Source organism: Campylobacter sp. W0014 (genome assembly GCF_020135975.1).
Taxonomy (GTDB): domain Bacteria; phylum Campylobacterota; class Campylobacteria; order Campylobacterales; family Campylobacteraceae; genus Campylobacter_D.
Genome location: NZ_JACHTR010000003.1, coordinates 87,980 through 110,482, shown reverse-complemented (window position 1 = coordinate 110,482; position 22,503 = coordinate 87,980). Strand labels below are relative to the sequence as shown.

Genomic DNA, 22,503 nt, shown 5'->3' with positions numbered 1-22,503 from the left:
AAAAAGCAAAACCGCCACGAGAGCTGAAATTTCAGATGTAGCAAATGCAGTATTAGATGGTAGTGATGCTGTAATGCTTAGCGAAGAAAGTGCTGTGGGTATAGATCCTGCCAATGCTGTTGATATCATGTGTCAGACAATCATAGAAACAGAAAAAAACTACCCCTATAATAAATTTAATGATTTTGAAAATTTAGACAATACAGATAAAATCATGCGTTCAAGTGCGAATTTATCTAAAGATTTAAATGCTGATGCGATTTTTTCTCTTACAAGTAGCGGAAAATCAGCCATGAAAATTTCTAGATATAGACCTAACACAGACATTATAGCCGTAGCTCATTCAGAAAAAACTCTTAATCTATTAAGTATAGTATGGGGAGTTAATCCGGCTATTTTAGTTAATAAAAGCGAACATTTAACAGAATTATTAAAAAATACAGTTAAATTAGGTGTAGAAAAAGATTTTATTAATGAAAATCAATGCTATATATTAACAGCAGGTTTTCCAACGGGAGTAGAAGGAACGAGTAATCTTATTAGAATACTTGAAAAAGATCAAATATCTTATTATTTAAAATAGTTTTTTAATAATATAAAAAATTTTATTAAAAAAGCCGATATAAATATAACCTCACTATTAAGGAGCAAAAATGCAAGTGAATACTTATTCAAATATCGCTAGCATGACTCAAACCCAAGTTAGCAATAAGAAGGTAGATGAGGATGCTAAAAAAAATACCAAAGATGCAAACCTTCAAAGTGCTAGTTCAAGTAAAGATATCAACAAAGATGCTCTTGAAAAACTAAGCTCACTTGGAGGAAAAGGTATTACTCAACTCTATATGGTTCAATTTCAGCAACAAACCATGAATACAGTTTTTGGTACAAGCAATACTCAAGCTGGAATTGAAGGTCTTTTAAATGGAGGAAATTTAGATACCGCAAAATCTATTCTTTCTAGCATTGATTTCGCATCTTTAGGTTATAGTGGTAAAAATCCACTTTCAATGGACGCTGATGAATTAAAACAGCTTGTAAGCGAAGATGGATTTTTTGGCGTTGACAATACAGCAAATCGTATCGCTGATTTCGTAATCAACGGAGCTGGAAACGATGTCGATAAACTTAAAGAGGGGCTTGATGGGATAAAAAAAGGATTTGAGCAAGCAGAAAAAATGTGGGGTGGAAAGCTTCCTCAAATCAGCCAAGATACAATGGATGCAGCAATTAAAAAAGTTACTGATCGCATTGATGAACTTGGAGGAAAAACTCTAGATCTCCAAGCTTAATCCATAAAGATGTTTAAATAATTTTAAACATCTTTAATTTTTAATATCGAAAGTAAAAAATTTACTCTTAAAATCATTCGGTAGTGTTTTGTATTGGTTAATAGCCGCTTCGTAATTTTTTACTTCTTGATAAAGCAAACCTAAAGCCGCTTTGCTTTCTTTATTGTTTTTATCGGTTAATTTTGAAAGTTGTAATAAGGCTATAGCTGAGTTTGGATTATTTGCCCCTATAGCTGCAACTGCGGCTAAAAATAAAGTTCTAGTATCTTTAATTTTATAATCATCAATCAAAATATTATAAAGCGCATAAGCCTCTTCAAATTGTTTAGCGAAAATATCCAAATACGCTAAAGTCTGTATAATGCTTTCACTTTCAAATTTAGAAGTATTCATCAATTCTTTAAATTTATTTCTTTCCAAATTTAAAAGTCCAGATACATGCATCAAATCAACATAAAATTCTCTAGCTATGCTAGGTCCACCAAAAACACTGCGATAATCAAGTTTTAAATTTTTAAAATGAATTTGCGCATTTTGAGCATATTCTTTAATATTAAAATTAGAATTTAAAGAATTAAAATATAAAATATTTGCAATAATATCTTCTGGTAATTGTGATCTTAATTTAGCTAATTCAACATCCATACGATTGCTAAGATTATTATTTTTGGCAATAATTGCTTTAAGCATTGAACTTAAAGGCGTATCAGAATTTTTTTCATCTAAATATGGAAGCATTGAGACATAATCATTTTTAGTCAAAAACAGCATACTTTTTTGCATATTTGCTTTAAAATTCGCATCGGCACTCATATTTTCAACAATTTCGTTATAAAGTTTAGTTGTATCCAAATCATTTATTTTAGCACAGAATAAAGCAAAAACTCCTGCTAAATAATTTTTAGGATTTAAATGATAAGAACTAAAAAAGTATTTGTAAGCTAATTCATAATCTTGCATCTGGGCATAAGATAAAGCTAAATTATACTGTAAAATACTATGCTCTGGATAATTTTTCAGCAATTGCTGAAATTCTTCATTAGCAAGTCTTAATTGCTGATTTAAAGCGTGATTGATAATACTGGCAATTTTTACATTTGTAGAAGATAAAACATTACTTGTTGTTAAATACTCCCCTGAATCCGTACTATCATCCACAAAATTTGTAACATTAGCCTTTTCTATATATAACGATGCTTGCCTAGAGTCAAAAACTTGATAAGGAGCATAATAAAAAAGCAAGTCAAATTGATTTTTTAAATTTTTCAATAAATCCTTAGAAAAATGACTCTGCGCAATGGCGATATTGAACAAATCATTATTTAGTCGCACTTTGATTTTATAACGATCTAAAATTTTATATTGATCTTCTTCTTTTTTATAAGCATTTTGCAAACGCATAAGCATATCTTGATAATCACCCGTTTTAATATCAACTAAACTTAAAGCTGCTAAACTTTGATTAAAATCTCTATCGATTTTCATGGCAGTACTTAAAGACGTTTTAGCTTTATCATATTCTCCTAATCTAGCATACAAAAGACCCAAAGAAAGACTGGGTTCAAAATTTCCTTGAGAATTTAGCTGCTGCACTGCCTTAACGTCAAAATCCATCTTAGCATAAATTTTAGCTGATAAATATTTAGAAATATCATTATAAGGATCGATATTTACTTGCTGAAACATTTGTAAAGCTTCTGGATAATACCCTTTATAATAATCTATCAAAGCTAAATAATAATTATATAGCTTTGATTTTCCTTCTTTAGGAAGATAAACTTGCGCTAAATCAATGTAATATTTAAATTTTTCCTCATCATTAAGCTTTAAAGCACATACAGCAGCATTAATAGCGGATACAGTTTGATTTTCACCGCTAGCTATAGCTTTTTTAAAACTTTCAAAAGCTTCTTGAAATTTTCCTTCATTCATTTGAGAAACGCCTAAATTATAATTAGACAAAGATTCATTATAAATTGCAATTTGTTTATATAATTTTAAAGATTGTCGAATTTCTCCTTTAAGATATAGCGCATTAGCTTTTTGTATCATAGCATCCACTTTAGCCATATCTTCATATTTATAAGATTCATCCGGAACAATTTCAGATTTTTCAACTGGCTTTGAAGCGATAATATCTGCTTTAATATTTCCTTCACTAAAAATCAAATAAGTTAAAGTAAAAACCAAAATACAAATAATAACTAAAGAAGCACCGACAAGAGACATAAATTTTCTATCTTTATACCAAGGGAGCGATTCTTGATTTTGAGTTTTCTCAAAAGAAGAAAATTCTTCAGGCGCACTCTCTCTTGTAAAACTAAAACCTACATCATCTTCACTGAAATTTTCAGATAAAGATACAAATTCTTCATCATCAGGAACTTGGCCCTCTTGTCCTTTAAATTCCCCTAAACTCTCATCAAGTCTTTCTTTATTGTCGTTTAAATTATCTTCTTCTAATACTATATCTTCTTTTTCTGCCATTTATTTTCTTTAAAAATATTTTCTTAAGACATCAGGAATAGCGATTTTTCCTTCTTTATCTTGATAATTTTCCATAATAGCAACCAAAGTTCTACCTACAGCTAATGAAGAACCATTTAAGGTATGGACTAATTCATTTTTACCTTGCTCATTTTTATAGCGAATTTTGGCACGTCTTGCTTGAAAATCACGACAATTAGATACGGAGCTAATTTCTCGGTACTTATTTTGAGAAGGAATCCAAACTTCAAGATCAATAGTCTTTGCAGCACTAAAACCCAAATCTCCTGTACAAAGCATCAAATGCCTATGAGCCAAACCTAAAGAGCTTAATAAATCACTCGCACACTCCACCATTTCATTAAATACACTATCACTTTGTTCAGGTTTAGTAATACTTACAAGTTCCACTTTTTCAAACTGATGCTGACGAATGATTCCTCTTGTATCACGCCCTGCACTACCAGCTTCTTTTCTAAAACAAGCGCTATAACAAGTCATTTTTATCGGCAAACTTTCACTGGTTAAAATTTCCCCACTATAAAGATTAGTTACTGGAATTTCAGAAGTTGAAATAAGATATAAATCTTCATCATCAACTTTATACATATCATCTTTAAATTTCGGCAATTGTCCAGTTCCAAACATTGTAGCACTATTAACCAAATAAGGCACATTGACAAAATTAAAACCTCGACTTCTATTAAAATCAATCATATAATTAACCAAAGCTCGGCTCAATAAAGCACCTTCGTTTTTAAGCACACAAAAACGACTTCCAGAAATTTTAACCCCTCTTACAAAATCAAGCCAATCTAAACTTTCACCCAAATCATGATGTTCTTTTGGCTCAAAATCAAAACTTGGTGGAGTAAGGACTTTTTTTATTTCCACATTTTCATCTTCATCCTCACCAACAGGAACAATATCATCTGGAATATTTGGAATAGCATGGGCAATATTTTCAAGTTCACTTTCTAAAGCACTTACCTTTTGGCTTTGCTCGTTAATTTTAATTTTATTTTCACTCAATTTTACTTTCAATTCTTCTTTATCTTGCGCACTTGCAAGTTCTTTACTGAATTTATTTTGAAAGGCTTGAAGCTCTTCTAAAATTGTCCTTTCTTTTTTCAATAATGCAAATAAATCAGCTAATTTTTTTAATGTTTCCTCATCAACTTTTTTATGTTTTAATTTTTGACTCACCTCATCAAATTGATTTTGTAATTTTTTTAAATCAAGCATCTTATACCCCTTATAAGCCTATTTTAGTATAAATTTTTTGCATCTTTTCTTGAGCAATTTTTCTTGCTTTACTCGCACCAAAATCCAAAACCTCTTTCAAATAAGAAGGTTTATTTAAAAGCTCATTATATTTCTCTCTTATTTCTTTGAAATAATCAATCATTAACTCATTTAAATACATTTTAAAATGTCCATATCCCTCGCCTCCCTTTAAATAACGATTTCTCAAATTTTCTTGTCCTTCATTATCTAAAAATAATTTTGCTATTTTAAAAACATTGCATTCTTCAGGATTTTTAGGATCTTCTAAAGCAGTACTATCTGTTACTATCGATGAAATTTGCTTTTTTAAAGTTTTATCATCATTAAAAATATCTATAGTATTTTTATAAGATTTACTCATTTTAGCCCCATCTGTCCCTACAATAACAGCAAGATCTTCGTTGATTTTAGCTTCAGGTAAGATAAAAATTTCTCCCCATTCGTTATTTACTTTTAAAGCGATATCACGTGCGATTTCTACGTGTTGAATTTGATCTTTGCCTACAGGAACAAGCTGAGTATCAAAAAGTAAAATATCTGCTGCCATTAAAACAGGATAAGAAAAAAGTCCATGAGAAGCACTTAGTCCTTTAGCAATTTTATCTTTATAGCTATGCGCACGCTCTAATAAACCTATAGGGGTAAATTGTGATAAAATCCAATAAAGCTCCATCACTTCTTTCACATCGCTTTGTAACCAAAAAACACTTTTTTGCGGATCTATACCAAAACTCAAAAAAGCTGCGGCTGCTTTTATTGAATTTTCTTTCAATTTTTCCCCGTTCTGCAAAGAAGTCATAGCATGATAATTAGCAATAAATATAAACATTTCACTTGTATTTTGCGTATCTATCATTTGTTTAATCGCGCCAAAATAATTTCCGATATGCAAATCTCCACTAGGTTGAATTCCGGTTAATACTCTCATTTAACTGCCTTTTTTAATTCACTTATAAGCTCATCAATACTTTTATTTTCAATATCTAATATCACATTAGCCTTATCTTCATAAATTTTTATTCTTTCATTATATAACTTTTTTGCTTTAATTTCATCAAAAAATAAAGGTCTTTTAGCAATTTCATCTTTATTTAAATGCTTTTTTAAATACTCAAAGTCAGCCCTTAAATAAACACTCAATCCGATTTTTTCTAAATTTTTCACATTAACAAAACCGCCACCACTTGCAATACAAGCATTTTGACAAAAAATAAAAAAATCGGCTAATTTTTGCTCTTGCTCTCTAAAAAAATACTCTCCTTTATTTTCAAAAATTTCATTAATGCTTTGCTTAAATTTCGTCTCAATCAATAAATCACTGTCTAAAAAAATTCGGTCTAACTCTACAGCCAATGCTCTAGCCATAGTGCTTTTTCCACATCCCATGAAACCGATGAAAATAATATTATCCATTCTCATCATTTTCCTTGCTTCCTTTTTTGCGTGAAGCAATGATTAAAGGAACTCCCTCAAAATCAAATTCTTTTCTTATTTTATTTTGCAAATAACGCTTATAACTAAAATGTAAGACTTTGGGACGATTCATAATTAAAGCGATTTTTGGAGGAGCAACATCATATTGCACAGCATAATAAATTTTAACTAATTTTCCATAATCATGTGGCAATGGATGTGCTTTGGTTGCGCTTTCGATCAAATTATTAAGTTTTGAAGTTGGGATTTTTTGTATGAAATTTTCAAAAACTTTTAAAATTTTATCAAGTATTACATGCACTCTCTTACCACTTAAAGCTGAAACACTAACAATAGGTGCATGGGCTAAAAATTTAAAACGATCAAGTTTTAATTCTTTAACCGTTTTATCAAAATCAAGCTCACTTTTATCCCATTTATTTAAAACTATGATAACACCTAAATAATATTTTGCGATAAGTCCTGCTATTCTTTCATCAAGCTCATTAAAACCTTCATCTGCATCTAAAACCAAAAGTGCGATTTGAGAATTTTGCAAAATTTTTTCAGTACGATTTAAGGCAAATCTTTCTAACCCTTGAATTTTTCCACGTTTTCTAATACCTGCAGTATCTACAAATTCTATTGTTTTATCTTGATGAGTTATAGCTTCATTTACAGGATCAATTGTGGTTCCAGCTATACTACTAACCACGCTACGTTCTTGTTTGACTAAAGCATTTAAAAGGCTTGATTTTCCAACATTAACACGACCTACAATCCCTACTCTAATATGATTTTGATCTATCTCTTTAAATTGCAATTCTTGTTTATTTTCGTCATAATGCTCTAAAAAATCCTCTAAATCTTGTTCTTCATCAGGAATCAAGCTAGCTTCATTTAAAAATTGTTCTAGCCAAGCATAAAGCTCATCAAGCCCCACATTATGAGTCACTGAAATATTAAAAATTTCTTTTACACCAAAATTTGCAAATTCCCACGCTCTTTCTTCATCTTTTTTATTGTCTACTTTATTAATAACCAAGGCTAGTGGTTTATTTAATTTTTTTAAAGAATAAAAAAAACGCCTATCTTCTTCATCTGGAGCTAATTTTCCATCAACCAAATAAAGAATAATATCGCTTTCTTTGGCAACTTTTAAAGTATTTTTTTTAACATTTTTAAAAAGCTCATCACTCTCATCAAGTCCACCACTATCAATAATAAAAGCGCTCTTAGAACCAATGCAAGCCTCAGTTTTATTGGTATCTCTTGTTGTGCCAGAAATTTCACTTGTGATTGCTATTCTTCTTTTTGCCATCCTATTAAAGAGGCTTGATTTTCCAACATTAGGCTTTCCTATCAATATAATGCTTTGCATTTTTTTCCTATTTTTTAAAATAAAATTTTTTTAAGAAAAATTATATAAAATTTGCCTTAATATTAAGCAAAAAAAGACTAGAATTAATCCATTTTTCAAGTTAATCCTCAAGGAATAAAAATGCGAAAACTTATCAGACACAACCTTGGAATTTATTTTATGCTTTTAGCGTGTTTGGATTTTACACTTATGGGAGCTTGTGCTAAAATTTTAAGCAAAGAAATAAGCTCTATTGAAATTATGTTTTTTAGAAATATTATAGGAGTTGTATTTTTACTTTGGTTGTTGAAAAAATCAAAAGTTCACAAAGAAGGTGGGCATTTTTGGCTTTTAGTTTTTAGAGGCGTTGCGGGCACACTTTCACTTTATATGTTTTTTTATAATATCTCAAACATCACCTTAGGTGGAGCCTTTGCTTTTCAAAAAACAGCACCTATTTTTATCACCCTTATTGCTTTTTTTGTTTTTAAAGAAAAACTAGAAAAAAAGGCTTGGATAGGAATTTTTATCGCTTTTTTAGGCATGCTTTTAATCACTCAACCTTGGGCCGATAAAGCCTATCACTCGGGTTTTGATTTAAAAAATTCCATCATAGGAATTTCAAGTGGCTTTCTAGCTGCATTAGCTCTTACAAGCGTGAGAAAACTTAGAAAATCTTACACCACAGAACAAATCGCATTTTCATTTATATTTCTTGGCACACTTATGCCTTTACTTTCAATGATAGGAGCTGAATTTTTTCAATCTAAAGATTTTCATTCTTTGCATATGGATTTTATTTTGGCTCCATTTGTAATGCCTAGTTTACAATCATGGATCATTATTTTAATCATGGGAATTTTAGGCACCATTTATCAAATTCATGTCACCAAAGCCTATGGGATAGCCAAACAAGCTGGCATTGTCGCGGGTGTAAGTTATTTTGATGTGATTTTTAGTTTAATTGTTGGATTAATTTTGGGCGATAATTTACCAAGCGCTATGGTTTTTTTAGGTATAATAGGGATAATTTGTGGAGGATTAATCTTAGTCGTAAAAGGAAAAAAAGGAAAAAAATGAAAAAAATGAAAAAAATGATATTAATCGCTGGTCCTTGCGTCATAGAAAGCAAAGATTTAGTATTTAAAATCGCTGAACAACTTAAATTTTTTAATGAAAATGAAAATATAGAATTTTATTTTAAATCCAGTTTTGATAAAGCTAATCGCACAAGTATTGATTCTTTTCGTGGACCTGGAATCGAAGAAGGACTTAAAATTTTACAAAGTGTTAAAAATGAATTTAACATGAAAATTTTAACCGATATTCATGAAAGCACTCAAGCATCAATTGCGAGTGAAGTCGTTGATGTGCTTCAAATTCCAGCATTTTTGTGTCGTCAAACTGATTTGCTTATTGAGGCTGCTAAAACCAAATCAAAAGTCAATATCAAAAAAGGCCAATTTCTAAACCCAAGCGATATTAAATATAGCGTTAAAAAAATTCTTCAAACTAGAGGTATCAATGAAGAAGGCTATGAAGTAGCGAAACAAAATGGAATTTTTGTTGCTGAAAGAGGTGCTAGCTTTGGATATGGAAATTTAGTTGTAGATATGAGATCTTTAGTTATTATGCGTGAATTTGCACCCGTTGTATTTGATGCGACTCATAGTGTTCAAATGCCAGGAGCTGCAGGAGGGAAAAGTGGAGGGAAAAGTGAATTTGTAGAACCTTTAGCAAGAGCAGCAGCAGCGGTTGGCGTGGATGGATTTTTCTTTGAAACCCATATCAATCCTTGTGAAGCTCTATGCGATGGACCAAATATGCTAGATATTTCACGTCTTAAAAATTGCGTTGAAACACTTTTAAAAATACAAAATATTATAAAGGATATTTAATGAAAATTATCGAAGGAAAACTAAATCTTAATTCTAATGAAAAAATTGCAATTATCAATGCAAGATTTAATCACATCATCACTGATCGTCTTGTTGAAGGTGCGAAAGATGCCTTTTTAAGACATGGGGGTAAAGAAGAAAATTTAAGCCTTATTCTTGTTCCAGGGGCTTTTGAACTTCCTTTTATTTTAAAAAAAGCTATAGAAAGTCAAAAATTTGACGCTATTTGTTGTATAGGTGCTGTTATTAGGGGTTCAACTCCGCATTTTGATTATGTTGCAGCAGAAACCACAAAAGGCATTGCTAATATAAGTTTAAATCATAATATTCCTGTAAGTTTTGGCGTACTCACCACTGATACTATAGAACAAGCCATAGAAAGAGCAGGAAGCAAAGCTGGAAATAAAGGTTTTGAAGCTATGGTTACGGTTATAGAAATGCTTAATTTAAGCAAGGAAATTTAATGGCAACACGTCATCAAGTCAGACAAAGTGTTGTTTCTTTGCTTTATGCTTTAGAAATGAATGAAAAAAATGAAAATTTTATTGATGATTATTTAAATGAAAAAAAAATTCGCAATGAGCAAAAGAATTTTACTTTAAATTTATATCAAGGTATTATTCATAATCTTTGTAATATTGATGAAAAATTAAATACTCATCTGAATGAAAACAAAATTGAAAAATTAGGATATATTGAAAGAGCTATATTAAGACTTGGAGCTTATGAGTTGCTTTTTACAGACACACCGAGTGCAATTATTATCAATGAAGCGATAGAATTAGCTAAAGAATTAGCTAATGATAGTTCTCCTAAATTTATCAATGGAGTCTTAGACTCACTAATTAAGGCTAAAAAATGAAATTATGCGTTGCATTAGATCTTGCCACCAAAGAAGAATGTCTTAATATAGCCAAAGAATTAAAAGGCTTGGATCTTTGGCTTAAAATAGGCCTAAGGGCTTATCTAAGAGATGGTTTTAAATTTATAGAAGAATTAAAAAAAATAGATCATTTTAAAATCTTTTTAGATTTAAAAATTCATGACATTCCTAATACAACTGCGGATGCGTGTGAAGAAATTTCCAAACTTGGAGTTGATATGATCAATATCCATGCAAGTGTTGGAAATATAGCGATGCAGGAAGTGATGAATAGGCTTAATAAACTTTCCAGGCGCCCCTTAGTTTTGGCCGTTTCTGCTCTAACTAGTTTTGATGAAGAACATTTTTTCAATATTTATAAACAAAGCATTGATGAAGCTGTGATTAATTTTGCCAAAATGTCTTATCAAAATGGGCTTGATGGTATGGTATGCTCTGTTTTTGAAAGCAAAAATATCAAAAACAATACTCACCAAAATTTTTTAACATTAACACCAGGTATTCGTCCTTTTGGAGAGAATAATGACGATCAAAAACGAGTTGCTAATTTAGAAACGGCTAAAGAAAATAAAAGTGATTTTATAGTCGTAGGACGCCCTATATATAAAAATAAAGATCCTAAATCAATCTGTGAGAAAATTTTGGAGCTTATATGAATAAAGAAAAAATAAATGAAGAAAATATAGATCAAATTTATGAAAACAATCAAAAAAAAGAATGGGATATTTGCAAAAATTTTGAAGAATGGATTAAAACTCAACCTGATAAAGAAAAAGCTTTAAAAGAATTTTATCAAAAGTGTGGGATAAAGTATTGAACTATCAGCAATTAGAATGTGATTATTTTAATCTTTATAATCAATTTATTAGCGTCGATTCTACTATTTCTTTTGAAAAAAATAATCGAATTTTAATCAAGGATTTTGTATTTTTTTATCATCAAATTTTAAAACAAAAAGATTTTAATTACTTAACAGGCATAAGAAATAAAATCGCCCTAAAAGTTCAAAAATATATGCAGCAATATTCCATAATACCAAAAAGTCTTAATCTTTCTTGTTTAAGAGAAAATAAACATATTGATTTTTTTGAAATGTTTTATAAAGCTTTGGGATATTTTGTCGCTTTTAGACAAAAACTCAATGAAGATCAAAAACTCCAAATCATTATATCTAGCATTGATGAAAGCTTTGGATATAAATTTTCAATAGAAAATTTTCAAAATTTAGATCATTTTAAAAAAAGTGATATTTTAACCCTTCCAGAAAGATGCCTTAATAATTTTCACCTAGCAATGATTCATCTTTGCATTATGATCCTTAATCCCCTTAATCTAAAAGATTATAATCAACATCTTGATAAGGCGATTAATTATCTTATTGATGGCTCTTTTAATATTTATGAGATCATCTTAAAAGAATATTCTTTATTGTATCCAAAAGATCAAAATTTTAAACAAGAACTTGCCAAACTTAAAGAATTAGAAGTCCAAATTCTTATGCAAGAAATTTCAAAATTAAAGCTATCAAACAATTACAAAGAACTATGCGGGGAAATTCTTTACAATTTAGAACTTGAAAAAATAACCCAAAAATAATCTTATATTAGCTCTAATATGCTTTAATAATAAGAATTTTAACAAGGAAAAATATGCATATTACGCCTGAATACTTATATCAAAAAAGAAGAAAATTTTTAAAATTAGGTGTTGGAGCACTCGTAAGTTCTACTTTAATTAGTTCTAAACTTTCCGCTTTTAACTTCATCAAAGATAAAAACTCTAATAATTTAAAAATAAGCGATGAAGAATTAGCTACAAATTATGTCAATTTTTATGAATTTTCCACCGATAAAAAAAGAGCTGTAGTCTTAGCTCAAAATTTTAACACTCAAAATTGGAAAATTGAAATCAGCGGAGAAATTGAAAAGCCCATAACTCTTAACATGGAAGATATTTTAAAGTTTCCTTTAGAGGAAAGAATTTATCGATTTCGTTGCGTTGAAACTTGGTCTATGGTAGTTCCTTGGATTGGATTTGAATTGCGTCATCTAATAGCAAAGGTAAAACCTACTCAAAAGGCTAAATTTATTAAATTTACAACACTTTTTGACAAAAATCAATTTCCTGATCAAGATGCACTTTTTCCATCTATAGACTATCCTTATGTTGAAGGGCTTAGAATGGATGAAGCAATGCATCCGCTCACTTTGCTTGCTGTGGGAATGTATAAAAAACCTTTAAAACCACAAAATGGAGCTCCTATACGCTTAGTTGTTCCTTGGAAATATGGTTTTAAAAGTATAAAATCAATTGTAAAAATTGAATTTGTAGAAAAACAGCCCCTTACAACTTGGCAAAATTATGCTCCAAATGAATATGGTTTTTATGCCAATGTTAATCCAAATGTATCTCATCCAAGATGGTCTCAAGCAAATGAAAGAGCCTTGGGTGATTTTTTCACAAAACCTACTTTAATGTTTAATGGCTATGAGAAAGAGGTTGCAAAACTTTATGAAGGCATGGATTTAAAGGTTAATTTTTAATGGGTAAATATTTTAATTTTTTTGCTTTCATATTTTTCTTAGCAAGTTTGATTTATTCTTTCTATAATATTATAAAATCCTTTGATTTTGTAAAAGAAATTTATTTTAATACAGGAATTTTTGCTTTAATATTTTTAAATTTAAGTTTATTTTTTTCTTTATTTAAATTCAAATCAACTAAAAATTATCCTAAAATTTTAGGATTTTTTGCAACTTTTTGGAGTGTTATTCATTTTTTAAACTATTTTATTTTTGATAGAAATGCTCAGATTTCAAGACTTTTAAATGATATTTTATTCCATTTTCTAGAAACAACTGGATTTATAGCTTTTGTTATCATTTGCTTGATGTTTTTAAGTTCTTTTAATTACTTTAAGAAAATACACAAAATAAGAAAATTAGGATATTTATGCTTAGTTATTGCAAGCTATCATTATTTTTTAAGTCCTAAAATTCCTATGTTTTGGGAATGGAGTGCTTTAATTATAGCAATGATTTATTTTATTTTACGCTATATTAAAAACCTACGATTTTGCTTTTATCAAAACTAGAATTAAGTTCTTTTTGTATGCTTTCTAGGAAATCTTGCATGTGAAAAATTCCTTCTTTGGAAATTGCAACTTTTAAGGCTGTATTTTTTATGATCATTAAAATTTGCGCCCCGCTTAATTCATAATTAGCTAAGATATTAATATCAATTTTTTTATCAAATTCAGCTTTTTTAGGTAAAAATTTTTCCCACATTTTTAACCTATCTTTAAAATCAGGCTTTTTAAATTCTATTTTATAATCGAATCTTCTTGAAAATGCCATATCTAAGCTCTCTAAAAAATTCGTAGTTGCAATCATCACTCCACTAAACCGCTCAATCTGCTCTAAAAAGATATTTTGCATTTGATTATGCATCTTATCACTTCCTGCACTGCTTTCAACCCTTGTGCTTAAAAATTGATCCGCCTCATTTAACAATAAAATAGGACTTTGTTTGCAAGTTTGTACTATATTTTTATAAGTATCAAAAATTTTCCTAACATTTTGTTCGCTTTCTCCTACCCATTTGCTAAGAATTTTAGAACAATCGAAACTAAGAACTGATTTTTTCATCGACTTAGCCATAGCTAAAGCCGACATAGTTTTTCCAGTTCCAGCTGGCCCATAAAAAATAATTTTAGCTTCTATGTTTTTATTATTTTTTATACCCCATAAATTTAATCTTTCAAGTACTTTTTTATCTTGTTGCTTAAGAATGCTTTCTAAAAGCTCTTTGGTATTTTCAGGCATAATAATATCATTAATATTAACCCTTGGTTCTATAAGTTCAAAAATATCTTGGTCTTTTAAAACATTTTCAATTTTAATTTTTTTACTTTGTTTTGGCTCAAAATTAATCACCCTTTGTAAAATTTCATCTGTGATAAAAAAGCTTTTTGAAATATCTCCAAAAGAATTTAAATACTCATCATATTCTATTAAATTTAAAAGCGGAGAATTTTCTTGCAATAATCTTTTATTTTTATGCTTGTCAAGCTCATCTTCACTAACAAGAGACAATAAAAAATTCATTTCTCTAAAGGTCGAATTTTCATTGCTTAATAAATATTCTTCTCTTAAAAGTGTTAAAAAAATAATTTGCTCTTTTTGATTGAGATTAAATTCCTTAAAAATATCAGATAAAACATTATAAAATTTACTTTTTTTCAAACGCTCTTTAATGTAATTTTCGCAAAGTTTAATTTGCTCTTTTAATTCACTATTGTAAGCGCTTTTTCTAATAAAACTCAATCTTTCATAAAGTTCAACGCGCACAAATTCATCTTTAAGATATTCTAAATAATCGGTATAAGCTTCTTTTTTACTAAAATCTAAATTATTAGATTTTGATTCTAGAAATTCTAAAAAATATTCGCTTAAGCTTAGTTCACACTGTAATAAATTCAAACTTAAAGTCTGATTTTTATTGCTTTCAATATTTTTAAAAAAACTAGAATTTTGATTAACAAAACCTCTTTCTATTAGTTTTTTTAAATCCCCTAAAACATCCAAATATGCATATTTTTCTATGCCAAAAATACTAGATAACAAAGTAAATGCATTTACAGAAGCAACCGAAATAACATAATGCTTACAAAGTTCTCTTAAAATCAAAGCTTCATTTTTAGAACATTTTAGTTCTTTATAAATTTGAGTTTTTTCTATAGTTTTTAAATTTAAAAATTCTTTGAGTTTTAGCATTATTTCTTAAATTCCTCTATTTCATTATTAAAAAAATCAATACAAATATTTTCATCTAAAAAATGATTTTCAAAAGGCAAATAACACATTTTAACCCCATAAGGAGTCAATAAAAAATTATCATTAAAATTCATTTTTTCAACATCTTCAAAACATTCTGCACAGATTTTTTTAAGTTTTTCATGCAAAAGATCTAAAAACTGATGATTTTTTATATCATACAATTGATCTAAATGAATAAAAGTATTTTTTTTAATATCATAAACGAAATTATTAAGCTCTAAAATCGGACGTTCCATTTCATCTTTATAAAAATAATATTGTTCTTGAAAGCTTAATTTTCCATCTTTTAAAAATATAGGTTTTTGAATAATTTGTTCAAAATCAAAATCTTTATTGCTTAGTTGATGAAATTTTTTAAATTCATCATTCTTTAAAAAATCCAAACAACTCTTAATTTTAATATTATTTTGATCTTCAAAAAGATATAAATTTGTAAGACCTAATTTTTGTGCTTTGATTTTTTTATTATCTAGTATTAATTCTTTTGCTTCATTGATTGTATAGATATTATCTTGGTCTTTCCAAACCTTTGAAATTTTAAAAATAGGAATTTCTTTACTTATATTAAGATCGCTTAAGACTATAAAGCTAGGGCTTGTTTGATTTATATCTTTATCAAATACAGGTATAAAAGGCGCATCTTCATAGATTATGGCAAAAATTTGCTTGTCTTTTAGATCATAAAAATACGCTTCGCCTTTATAATTTTTAGAAAAAAGTAAGCTGGTAGCAAAAAATAAAAATAAAAAAAATTTCAAAATTTTATCCTTGGTAACTTAAAATAATTTTTATACGTGAAGCTGCATCAAAAAAACTGATTTTATTTTTAGAAACTTCATAAAAAATTTCATAATTTTTTGCTTTTAATTTTTGTTTAAATCCGCTAGCTGTTTTTTGCAAATTTTTTCCTTGCCATAAAGGTTTTGCATTTAAAATATCACTTAAGATATCATCATAATATTCATTTTTAAAAAATTTTTTATTAAAAACTTTTTTATCATAACATGCAGCATTTAAACAAATTTTATCTTTAATTTTCAAATTAAAAAAAGCTTGACCTAAATGATAAACCTCTAAATTTAAGGTTTGATTTTCTTTTATTAAAAATCCAAAATCACTCATTTTAAGAAAAGGTGAATTTATGGTTATCGCTATGCTTTGAGTGAGATTATTTTGATTTTTTACGGCACACGCATTAAAAAAGAATATTATCAAAAAGAAAAAAAATATTTTTTTCAAAATTCTAAACCTTATTTTAAATTTTTAAAACTGATATTTAACTCAAGATCAAGCTCGCGAATAATTTTCATCACAGCTTGCAAATCATCAATTTGTTTTGCTACAACACGAATTTCATCTCCTCTGATTGAAGAATTCACCTTTAATTTACTCTCTTTTATAGCCTTGTTAATTTTTTTAGCATTTTCACTATCTATGAAATCATTTGCTTTTAAATTTAAATGAAACATAGCTCCATTTTCACGAGAAAGCTCCTTAATAGCACTAGAATTAATTCCTCTTTTGATAAGCTTAGAGATAACAATGTCTTTTAAAACATCAAGTTTTGACTCACTTGAGGAGCTAAGTTTAAAAATACTATCTTTTTCGTTAAACTGAATTTCAGTTTTAATACCCTTTAAATCATATCTTGAATCTAATTCTTTTTTTGCTTGCTCAAAAGCATTTTTAAGCTCTTGTTTGTCTATTGCTGCAGAAATATCAAAACTGTGTTCACTTGCCATTTTTTATCCATTCTTCAAGATTTTCATAAACTCTACTCATTAAAGTTTCAATAGCCTCTTTGGATGCCCATGCAACATGAGGAGTGATGATAAGGTGATCTTTATTTTTAATGTTTAAAAGTGGATGATTTTCCAACATAGGTTCTTTTTCCAATACATCAAGCCCAACCTTGATATTTTTTTTATCCATCACCTTTGCCAAATCTAACTCATTTATAATGCCGCCTCTACCAACATTAATCAAAACCGCATCATTTTTTAATAATTCCAATTTTTCTAAATTTAATAAATTCATCGTTTTGTTATTTAATGGAGCATGAATACTTACAATATCACAAATCTTTAAAAGTTCATCTAATTCTAAACGTTCAAATTCTAGATTTGCATTTGCTCCACTTGTAGAGTAATAATAAATTTTAGCCCCAAAGGCCTTTGAAATTTTAGCAACTTCTTTTCCTATAGAACCAAGTCCTATAATACCATGTTTTTTGCCTTCCATACTGGTTAAAATTCTACTAAAATCAGTAAAAACAGGACTTTTACACCATTTTTCATTTTTAACCCATCGATCATAATAAGGAATATGATTTAAAAAAGCAAAAATCAAAGCAAAAGTATGTTGCACAACACTCATTGTAGAATATCCTGCAACATTTTTTACCACAATATTTCTTTCCTTGGCATAATCAACATCAATATTATTTAATCCCGTAGCAGTTTCTAGTATAAGCTTAAGATTAGAACAAGTATCGATAATCTCTTTATCAATCACGACTTTATTGGTCATTGCAATATCAGCATCTTTTAAACGCTCAATTGTCTGTTCTTTATCCTTAGTTGTATCATACAGTTTAATTTCACCGAATTTTTCAAAAACACTAAAATTATAATTTCCTAAAGTTGCCACATCTAAACATACTATTTTCATCTTTCACTCCTTAATAATATGCCCAACAAATTTTGAAGAATTATCAAGTATCATTCCACCTTTTCTAAAACCCAAACCACATCCTTCATAAGCAAAAAATACTCCTGCTTGATAAAACTCATTTTCATGTGAATTTAATTCTACGTACTCTTGATAAATGAATTTGTTATTTTCATAAGGTCCTTCATTTTCCTTTAAAATTTGCTCATCTTTAATAATACTTACATTAGCCCCTTCCCTACCAAAAACTGGCTTTTTGACATAAATTTTTCCAATTAAGGGCTGATCTTTTGTTTCTAAAAGTAATGGATGATTAGGATAAAGTTCACACAAAATTTTCATAATGCCTTTTGATTGAAATATCAAAGTATAAGCAGGATTTAAAATGATGGCCTTTTGATTACGCATGATCTGCGTTAAAAGCATGGCAAGATCTCCTTCTTCAATCGCTATGTCTTCCCAAGGTATCAATTTAAACCAATATTCATAGTTAATTCCATCTTTAAAAATACCCTCATCACTAAATTCCACCTCATCCACATAAGAAAAATTAGTTTCAAAACCCACTTCATTAGCGATATGAGCTAATAATTTCGTTGTGATTTCCTCTTCTTTGTTTCCAGCAATACTTGAAAAAAGAATTTTCCAACCTTGATAGTAATTTTCAAACAAACTAGTATCATCATTAAGAGTAATTAATCTTTTAAAATTTTCCATCAAAGATTCATAGATATTATTAAATTGATGGCTTTCATCCATATTATTTTGTTTTAAAATCGCCCATTCTAAAATTGCACTCTCAAAAAGAGATGTTGGAGTATCTGCATTAAACTCTAAGAGCTTAATAGGTTTTCCATCCAATCCTCCAGCAAAATCAAATCTTCCATATAAATGCCAATGAACATCATTTTCCCAACTCATTTTAATGGCATCTACAAGATTAAAAGGAATGCCTAGTTCATCAAAACGATTATTATCGATCACATTTTGTGCGGCTGCTATAAACATATCGTAAAGCTCATTAGCCGCTTCATAATAAGCATTTGCCTCATTTTCTTTAACACAAACTAAAGTATCACTGATATAATCACTACCATCTTCATCAGTATGCCAAGAAAAACCTATGCTTTCTAAATAATCCTTTTTAAGCTTATTAACTTTTAATAATCTCATATATCTTCCTTAAGAACCAAAACCAAATCCAGAACTTGTTTTAGATCCGCCTTTAAAAAAGCCTGATCTTGAGGAACTAGAAGTTTTGCTTGTGCTTGCTTTATTAAAACTATTCACACTTCTTTGATAAGCACTTTGATTTGTAAAAGCTCCACGTTGCTGATTGATAAAATTTTGATTGCCAAAAAGCTTTGAACCGATCCAACTTCCTATAATAGCTCCAGCAGCACTTGCAAGCAAAGTTTCACCTAAACTCAATCCACCACTACTCATTTGATGATTGCTTTGAGTTAGATTAGAGGTTCCATTATCTATTTTTTCTGCCTCTTGTTTTATGAGTGCATCCATTTCCTCCTTGCTTAAAACTCGCTCTGTACCATTTAAATCTTTTAAAACCACTCTAGTTTCATCGCTAGGAAATTGATCTTTTATTTTATATTGACCCGGCGCAACTTCTTCTATGATAACAAAGGCACCTTTCATATTTGAAATTTGACTCGAAGTATCTGAGTTATCGCTGCTACAAGCAACCAAAGCACCTCCTGCTACAGCTGCTAAACCACTTATCATCCCAATTTGAATAATTTTTTTAACCCTTTTCATAAATTGACATTCCTATTTATAATCAAAAATTAATGATTAATTCTAACAAAAAATAATAAATTCATTCTTTATATGTAAAGTTTAAAAAGTTTTTTAGATCTAAGAAGATTAATAAATTTATCAAAAGCCCTAAAAGGCTTTTGATATTACAGTCTTGATTCGTATCGTCTAAGCATATAAAGTCTTTTAAGCATTTTTTTGCGAGCTGAAATTTTTTGCTTTTTGCGAATTTCAGTCATAGGCTCAAAAAATCTTCTTGCTCTAACTTCAGTTACAACAAGATTTCTATCAACTTGTTTTTTGAATTTACGATATGCTTCATCAAAAGACTCGTTAGGATGCACCTTAATTCCTGGCACTATCCTCACCACCTTTCGTAATTTAATTTATCTTAACAAAATCTTGTCAAGATAAAGATTATAAAATATTTATCATTAAATATTTCTTATTAAAGGTAACTTAGAAAACATTTAAAAATTATTTTAGTTTTTATAAATTATAATATGTGTAAAACTATAACAAAAAAAGGGATTAAATGCAAAATTTTATTACTAATTATACGAAAAAGCGTTATGTTCTTTATGGTATTATTAGTATTATTGCATTGAGCTTACCATTTATAAAAATTAACGGAAATCATTTTTTTCTTCTAAGTTTTATCCATAGTAAATTAGATTTAATCTTTGTCTCTTTTTCTACTCAAGAATTTTATCTCATGCCTTTTGTCCTTATACTTCTTTTTCTATTTATATTTTTTATAACGACATTAGGGGGTAGAATTTGGTGTGCTTGGAGTTGTCCACAAACTATTTTTAGGGTTATTTACAGAGATTTAATCCAAACTAAAATTTTAAGAATTAGAAAAAATATTAATAATAAACAAAAAGAATATCCTGGTCAATATTTTAAAAAAACAATCGCCGTTGTTTTATTTTATCTTGTCTCTTTGATTGCTATAAGCAATTTACTTTGGTATTTTGTTCCACCTGAAGAGTATTTTGAATATATACAAAATCCTAATGAACATTTGCTTTTAATAGGAATTTTATTTTTTGCGAGCTTGCTTTTTACTCTTGATGTTACTTATCTAGCAGAAAAATTCTGTGTTTATGTTTGCCCATACGCTAGAATACAATCAGTTATGTTTGATCGTGATACCATGCAAGTTATTTACAATGAAAAGCGTGGTGGGGTGATTTTTGATGGTAAATTTAAACTTCATAAAAAACCTCCTCAAGGAGAATGTATAGGATGCGAAGCTTGCGTAAGTGTATGTCCAACACATATTGATATTAGAGCCGGAATGCAACTTGAATGTATCAATTGTTTAGAATGTGCCGATGCTTGTTCTAAAATTCAAAATAAATTTAATCGTCCAAGTTTAATCAATTGGACAAGCATCAAATCAATAGAAACAAATAAAAAAATTAAATATTTCCGCTTTCGAACTATTGGCTATTTGGTTGTTATTACAATTGTCTTAACTGCCTTATTCGTTATGGGTAGCAAAAAAGAACATATGCTTTTAAATATCAACCGAAGTAGCGAACTATATCAAATTTCACATGTGGGCGATAACATAGAAGTTTCAAACGCATATACATTTTTATTTCAAAATACAGACACCAAAGATCATGAGTATTATTTTGAAGCCAAATTAAAAGATATTGATAATGGCATTGAAATTACTCGTCCAATTAAACCTTTTAAACTTGAAGCTGGAGAACAAAGCAAAAAAATTGTTATTATTAAAGCTATAAAAAAACTTGCTAACGACAATCAACAAGATATTATTTTCCCACTTTATATTAAAGCTTACGCTAAAGATGATGATAAAATCGTTATTTTTAGAGAAACAATTTTTGTTTATCCTAAAATTTCAATTTTTAAGGAGGTTAAATGAATTCAAATAAAATGCTTTCTAAGAAAAATTTAGCTCGAAAAAATAAAATAAAAAAAGTTGCTCGTGAGTTATTTTTAGAGCGAGGATTTCAAGAAACCAGTTTAAGTGATATTATTAAAATTTCTGGGGGCTCCTACTCTAATATTTATGATTGTTTTCAAAGCAAGGAAGGTTTATTTTTTGAAATTTTAGATGATATTTGTAAAAAACATTTTAAGTTAATCGCCTCTCAAATTCATATTTCAGAAAGCAAAGATTTACAAGATAATTTAATTTCTTTTGCCAAAGCTTTTGTTAATATGTATAATACACCTTCAATAATCTCTTTAGGAAAAATTATTTTTTCTCAAGTCTACAATACAGACTATCTTCAAAATTGGTTACAAGATAATGAAAAATTTTTTGCCTATAATATTTTAGCAAATCTTTTTTCCAAACAAAAAAATAAATTTATATGTGATAACGCTTCAAAATTAGCTATTACTTTTTGCAATATGTTAAAAGAGCCTTATTATACTTTAAATGTTCTAGTAGAATCTCCTCTTATGAATAAAAAAGAACAAAAAAAACATATAGAATTTGTGGTTGATCTTTTTTTAAATGGCATTACAGTTAAAACCTGAAAAATATTAAATTTAATTTTAATTAATAAAATTTAATTAGAATATCATGTTCAAATATTTTAATAATTAAAAA

24 protein-coding genes and 1 pseudogene are annotated in these 22,503 nt (G+C 28.6%); 12 read left to right on the top strand and 13 right to left on the bottom strand.

All coding sequences use genetic code 11. The features are described from left to right. A partial coding sequence (locus H2277_RS01915; RefSeq protein WP_337200714.1) for a pyruvate kinase occupies positions 1–583 on the top strand: 583 nt, incomplete at its 5' end. A 70-nt stretch (positions 584–653) separates the two neighbouring features. Then, complete coding sequence (locus tag H2277_RS01910; protein WP_337200713.1) at positions 654–1,292, top strand: hypothetical protein; 639 nt, start codon at positions 654–656, stop codon at positions 1,290–1,292. 33 nt (positions 1,293–1,325) lie between these two features. Here H2277_RS01910 and H2277_RS01905 read toward each other — a convergent pair whose 3' ends face one another. The 5 genes from H2277_RS01905 to der are packed head-to-tail and all read right to left on the bottom strand — an operon-like array spanning position 1,326 to position 7,860. Further along, on the bottom strand, positions 1,326–3,779 hold the full coding sequence (locus H2277_RS01905; RefSeq protein ID WP_337200712.1) for a tetratricopeptide repeat protein: 2,454 nt from the start codon (positions 3,777–3,779) through the stop codon (positions 1,326–1,328). A gap of 9 nt (positions 3,780–3,788) precedes the next feature. Continuing rightward, the gene (serS, locus tag H2277_RS01900) at positions 3,789–5,024 is read right to left on the bottom strand and encodes a serine--tRNA ligase (protein ID WP_337200711.1); all 1,236 of its coding nucleotides are present in this window, start codon (positions 5,022–5,024) and stop codon (positions 3,789–3,791) included. 10 nt (positions 5,025–5,034) lie between these two features. Next, positions 5,035–5,994, bottom strand: a complete 960-nt coding sequence (gene trpS / locus H2277_RS01895) for a tryptophan--tRNA ligase (RefSeq protein ID WP_337200710.1) — start codon at positions 5,992–5,994, stop codon at positions 5,035–5,037. Then, positions 5,991–6,485: a shikimate kinase gene (locus tag H2277_RS01890; RefSeq protein ID WP_337200719.1), complete on the bottom strand. Its 495-nt coding sequence runs from the start codon at positions 6,483–6,485 to the stop codon at positions 5,991–5,993. Before H2277_RS01890 ends, trpS begins: the two co-directional genes overlap by 4 nt. Further along, the gene (gene der, locus H2277_RS01885; protein ID WP_337200709.1) at positions 6,472–7,860 is read right to left on the bottom strand and encodes a ribosome biogenesis GTPase Der; all 1,389 of its coding nucleotides are present in this window, start codon (positions 7,858–7,860) and stop codon (positions 6,472–6,474) included. The genes H2277_RS01890 and der overlap by 14 nt, the downstream gene beginning before the upstream one ends. Positions 7,861–7,980: 120 nt before the next feature. Between der and H2277_RS01880 the strand changes: the two genes are divergently transcribed. From H2277_RS01880 to H2277_RS01845, 8 genes and pseudogenes are all read left to right on the top strand, one after another. Beyond that, positions 7,981–8,919: a DMT family transporter gene (locus tag H2277_RS01880; RefSeq protein WP_337200708.1), complete on the top strand. Its 939-nt coding sequence runs from the start codon at positions 7,981–7,983 to the stop codon at positions 8,917–8,919. Between the two features lie 5 nt (positions 8,920–8,924). Then, positions 8,925–9,737, top strand: a complete 813-nt coding sequence (gene kdsA / locus H2277_RS01875; RefSeq protein WP_337200718.1) for a 3-deoxy-8-phosphooctulonate synthase — start codon at positions 8,925–8,927, stop codon at positions 9,735–9,737. Then, the gene (ribE, locus tag H2277_RS01870; RefSeq protein ID WP_200282614.1) at positions 9,737–10,201 is read left to right on the top strand and encodes a 6,7-dimethyl-8-ribityllumazine synthase; all 465 of its coding nucleotides are present in this window, start codon (positions 9,737–9,739) and stop codon (positions 10,199–10,201) included. Before kdsA ends, ribE begins: the two co-directional genes overlap by 1 nt. Next, positions 10,201–10,599, top strand: a complete 399-nt coding sequence (nusB, locus tag H2277_RS01865) for a transcription antitermination factor NusB (RefSeq protein ID WP_337200707.1) — start codon at positions 10,201–10,203, stop codon at positions 10,597–10,599. The genes ribE and nusB overlap by 1 nt, the downstream gene beginning before the upstream one ends. Then, positions 10,596–11,437, top strand: a pseudogene (gene pyrF, locus H2277_RS01860) (orotidine-5'-phosphate decarboxylase). The gene nusB and the pseudogene pyrF overlap by 4 nt, the downstream one beginning before the upstream one ends. After that, complete coding sequence (locus H2277_RS01855; protein ID WP_337200706.1) at positions 11,434–12,216, top strand: hypothetical protein; 783 nt, start codon at positions 11,434–11,436, stop codon at positions 12,214–12,216. The pseudogene pyrF and the gene H2277_RS01855 overlap by 4 nt, the downstream one beginning before the upstream one ends. A 53-nt stretch (positions 12,217–12,269) precedes the next feature. After that, the gene (gene msrP, locus H2277_RS01850) at positions 12,270–13,163 is read left to right on the top strand and encodes a protein-methionine-sulfoxide reductase catalytic subunit MsrP (RefSeq protein WP_337200705.1); all 894 of its coding nucleotides are present in this window, start codon (positions 12,270–12,272) and stop codon (positions 13,161–13,163) included. Continuing rightward, entirely contained in the window at positions 13,163–13,714 is a 552-nt protein-coding gene (locus H2277_RS01845) for a ferric reductase-like transmembrane domain-containing protein (RefSeq protein WP_337200704.1), read from the top strand. Before msrP ends, H2277_RS01845 begins: the two co-directional genes overlap by 1 nt. Here H2277_RS01845 and H2277_RS01840 read toward each other — a convergent pair. The 8 genes from H2277_RS01840 to rpsU all read right to left on the bottom strand — a co-directional run bounded on the left by H2277_RS01840 (position 13,680) and on the right by rpsU (position 20,263). Continuing rightward, the gene (locus H2277_RS01840; RefSeq protein WP_337200703.1) at positions 13,680–15,395 is read right to left on the bottom strand and encodes an ATP-binding protein; all 1,716 of its coding nucleotides are present in this window, start codon (positions 15,393–15,395) and stop codon (positions 13,680–13,682) included. The two genes, H2277_RS01845 and H2277_RS01840, sit on opposite strands and share 35 nt — an antisense overlap. Then, entirely contained in the window at positions 15,395–16,216 is an 822-nt protein-coding gene (locus H2277_RS01835; RefSeq protein WP_337200702.1) for a hypothetical protein, read from the bottom strand. The genes H2277_RS01840 and H2277_RS01835 overlap by 1 nt, the downstream gene beginning before the upstream one ends. A gap of 4 nt (positions 16,217–16,220) precedes the next feature. Next, complete coding sequence (locus H2277_RS01830; RefSeq protein WP_337200701.1) at positions 16,221–16,697, bottom strand: hypothetical protein; 477 nt, start codon at positions 16,695–16,697, stop codon at positions 16,221–16,223. Between the two features lie 11 nt (positions 16,698–16,708). Beyond that, positions 16,709–17,200 carry a YajQ family cyclic di-GMP-binding protein gene (locus H2277_RS01825; protein WP_337200700.1) on the bottom strand — a complete coding sequence of 164 codons (492 nt, stop codon included), beginning with the start codon at positions 17,198–17,200 and terminating at the stop codon, positions 16,709–16,711. Continuing rightward, positions 17,190–18,128: a D-2-hydroxyacid dehydrogenase gene (locus H2277_RS01820; RefSeq protein WP_337200699.1), complete on the bottom strand. Its 939-nt coding sequence runs from the start codon at positions 18,126–18,128 to the stop codon at positions 17,190–17,192. The genes H2277_RS01825 and H2277_RS01820 overlap by 11 nt, the downstream gene beginning before the upstream one ends. Before the next feature lie 3 nt (positions 18,129–18,131). After that, positions 18,132–19,301, bottom strand: a complete 1,170-nt coding sequence (locus H2277_RS01815) for a glutathionylspermidine synthase family protein (protein WP_337200698.1) — start codon at positions 19,299–19,301, stop codon at positions 18,132–18,134. Between the two features lie 9 nt (positions 19,302–19,310). Continuing rightward, positions 19,311–19,904 (bottom strand): UPF0323 family lipoprotein, encoded by a 594-nt coding sequence (locus H2277_RS01810; RefSeq protein WP_337200697.1) that lies wholly within the window; start codon positions 19,902–19,904, stop codon positions 19,311–19,313. A gap of 146 nt (positions 19,905–20,050) precedes the next feature. Next, complete coding sequence (gene rpsU, locus H2277_RS01805) at positions 20,051–20,263, bottom strand: 30S ribosomal protein S21 (RefSeq protein ID WP_002780697.1); 213 nt, start codon at positions 20,261–20,263, stop codon at positions 20,051–20,053. 176 nt (positions 20,264–20,439) lie between these two features. Here rpsU and ccoG point away from each other — a divergent pair, with 176 nt between their 5' ends. Both ccoG and H2277_RS01795 read left to right on the top strand, forming a co-directional pair. Beyond that, positions 20,440–21,807 carry a cytochrome c oxidase accessory protein CcoG gene (ccoG, locus tag H2277_RS01800; RefSeq protein ID WP_337200696.1) on the top strand — a complete coding sequence of 456 codons (1,368 nt, stop codon included), beginning with the start codon at positions 20,440–20,442 and terminating at the stop codon, positions 21,805–21,807. Further along, positions 21,804–22,430, top strand: coding sequence for a TetR/AcrR family transcriptional regulator (locus H2277_RS01795; protein ID WP_337200695.1), 627 nt, complete (start codon positions 21,804–21,806; stop codon positions 22,428–22,430). The genes ccoG and H2277_RS01795 overlap by 4 nt, the downstream gene beginning before the upstream one ends. Positions 22,431–22,503 lie beyond the last annotated feature (73 nt).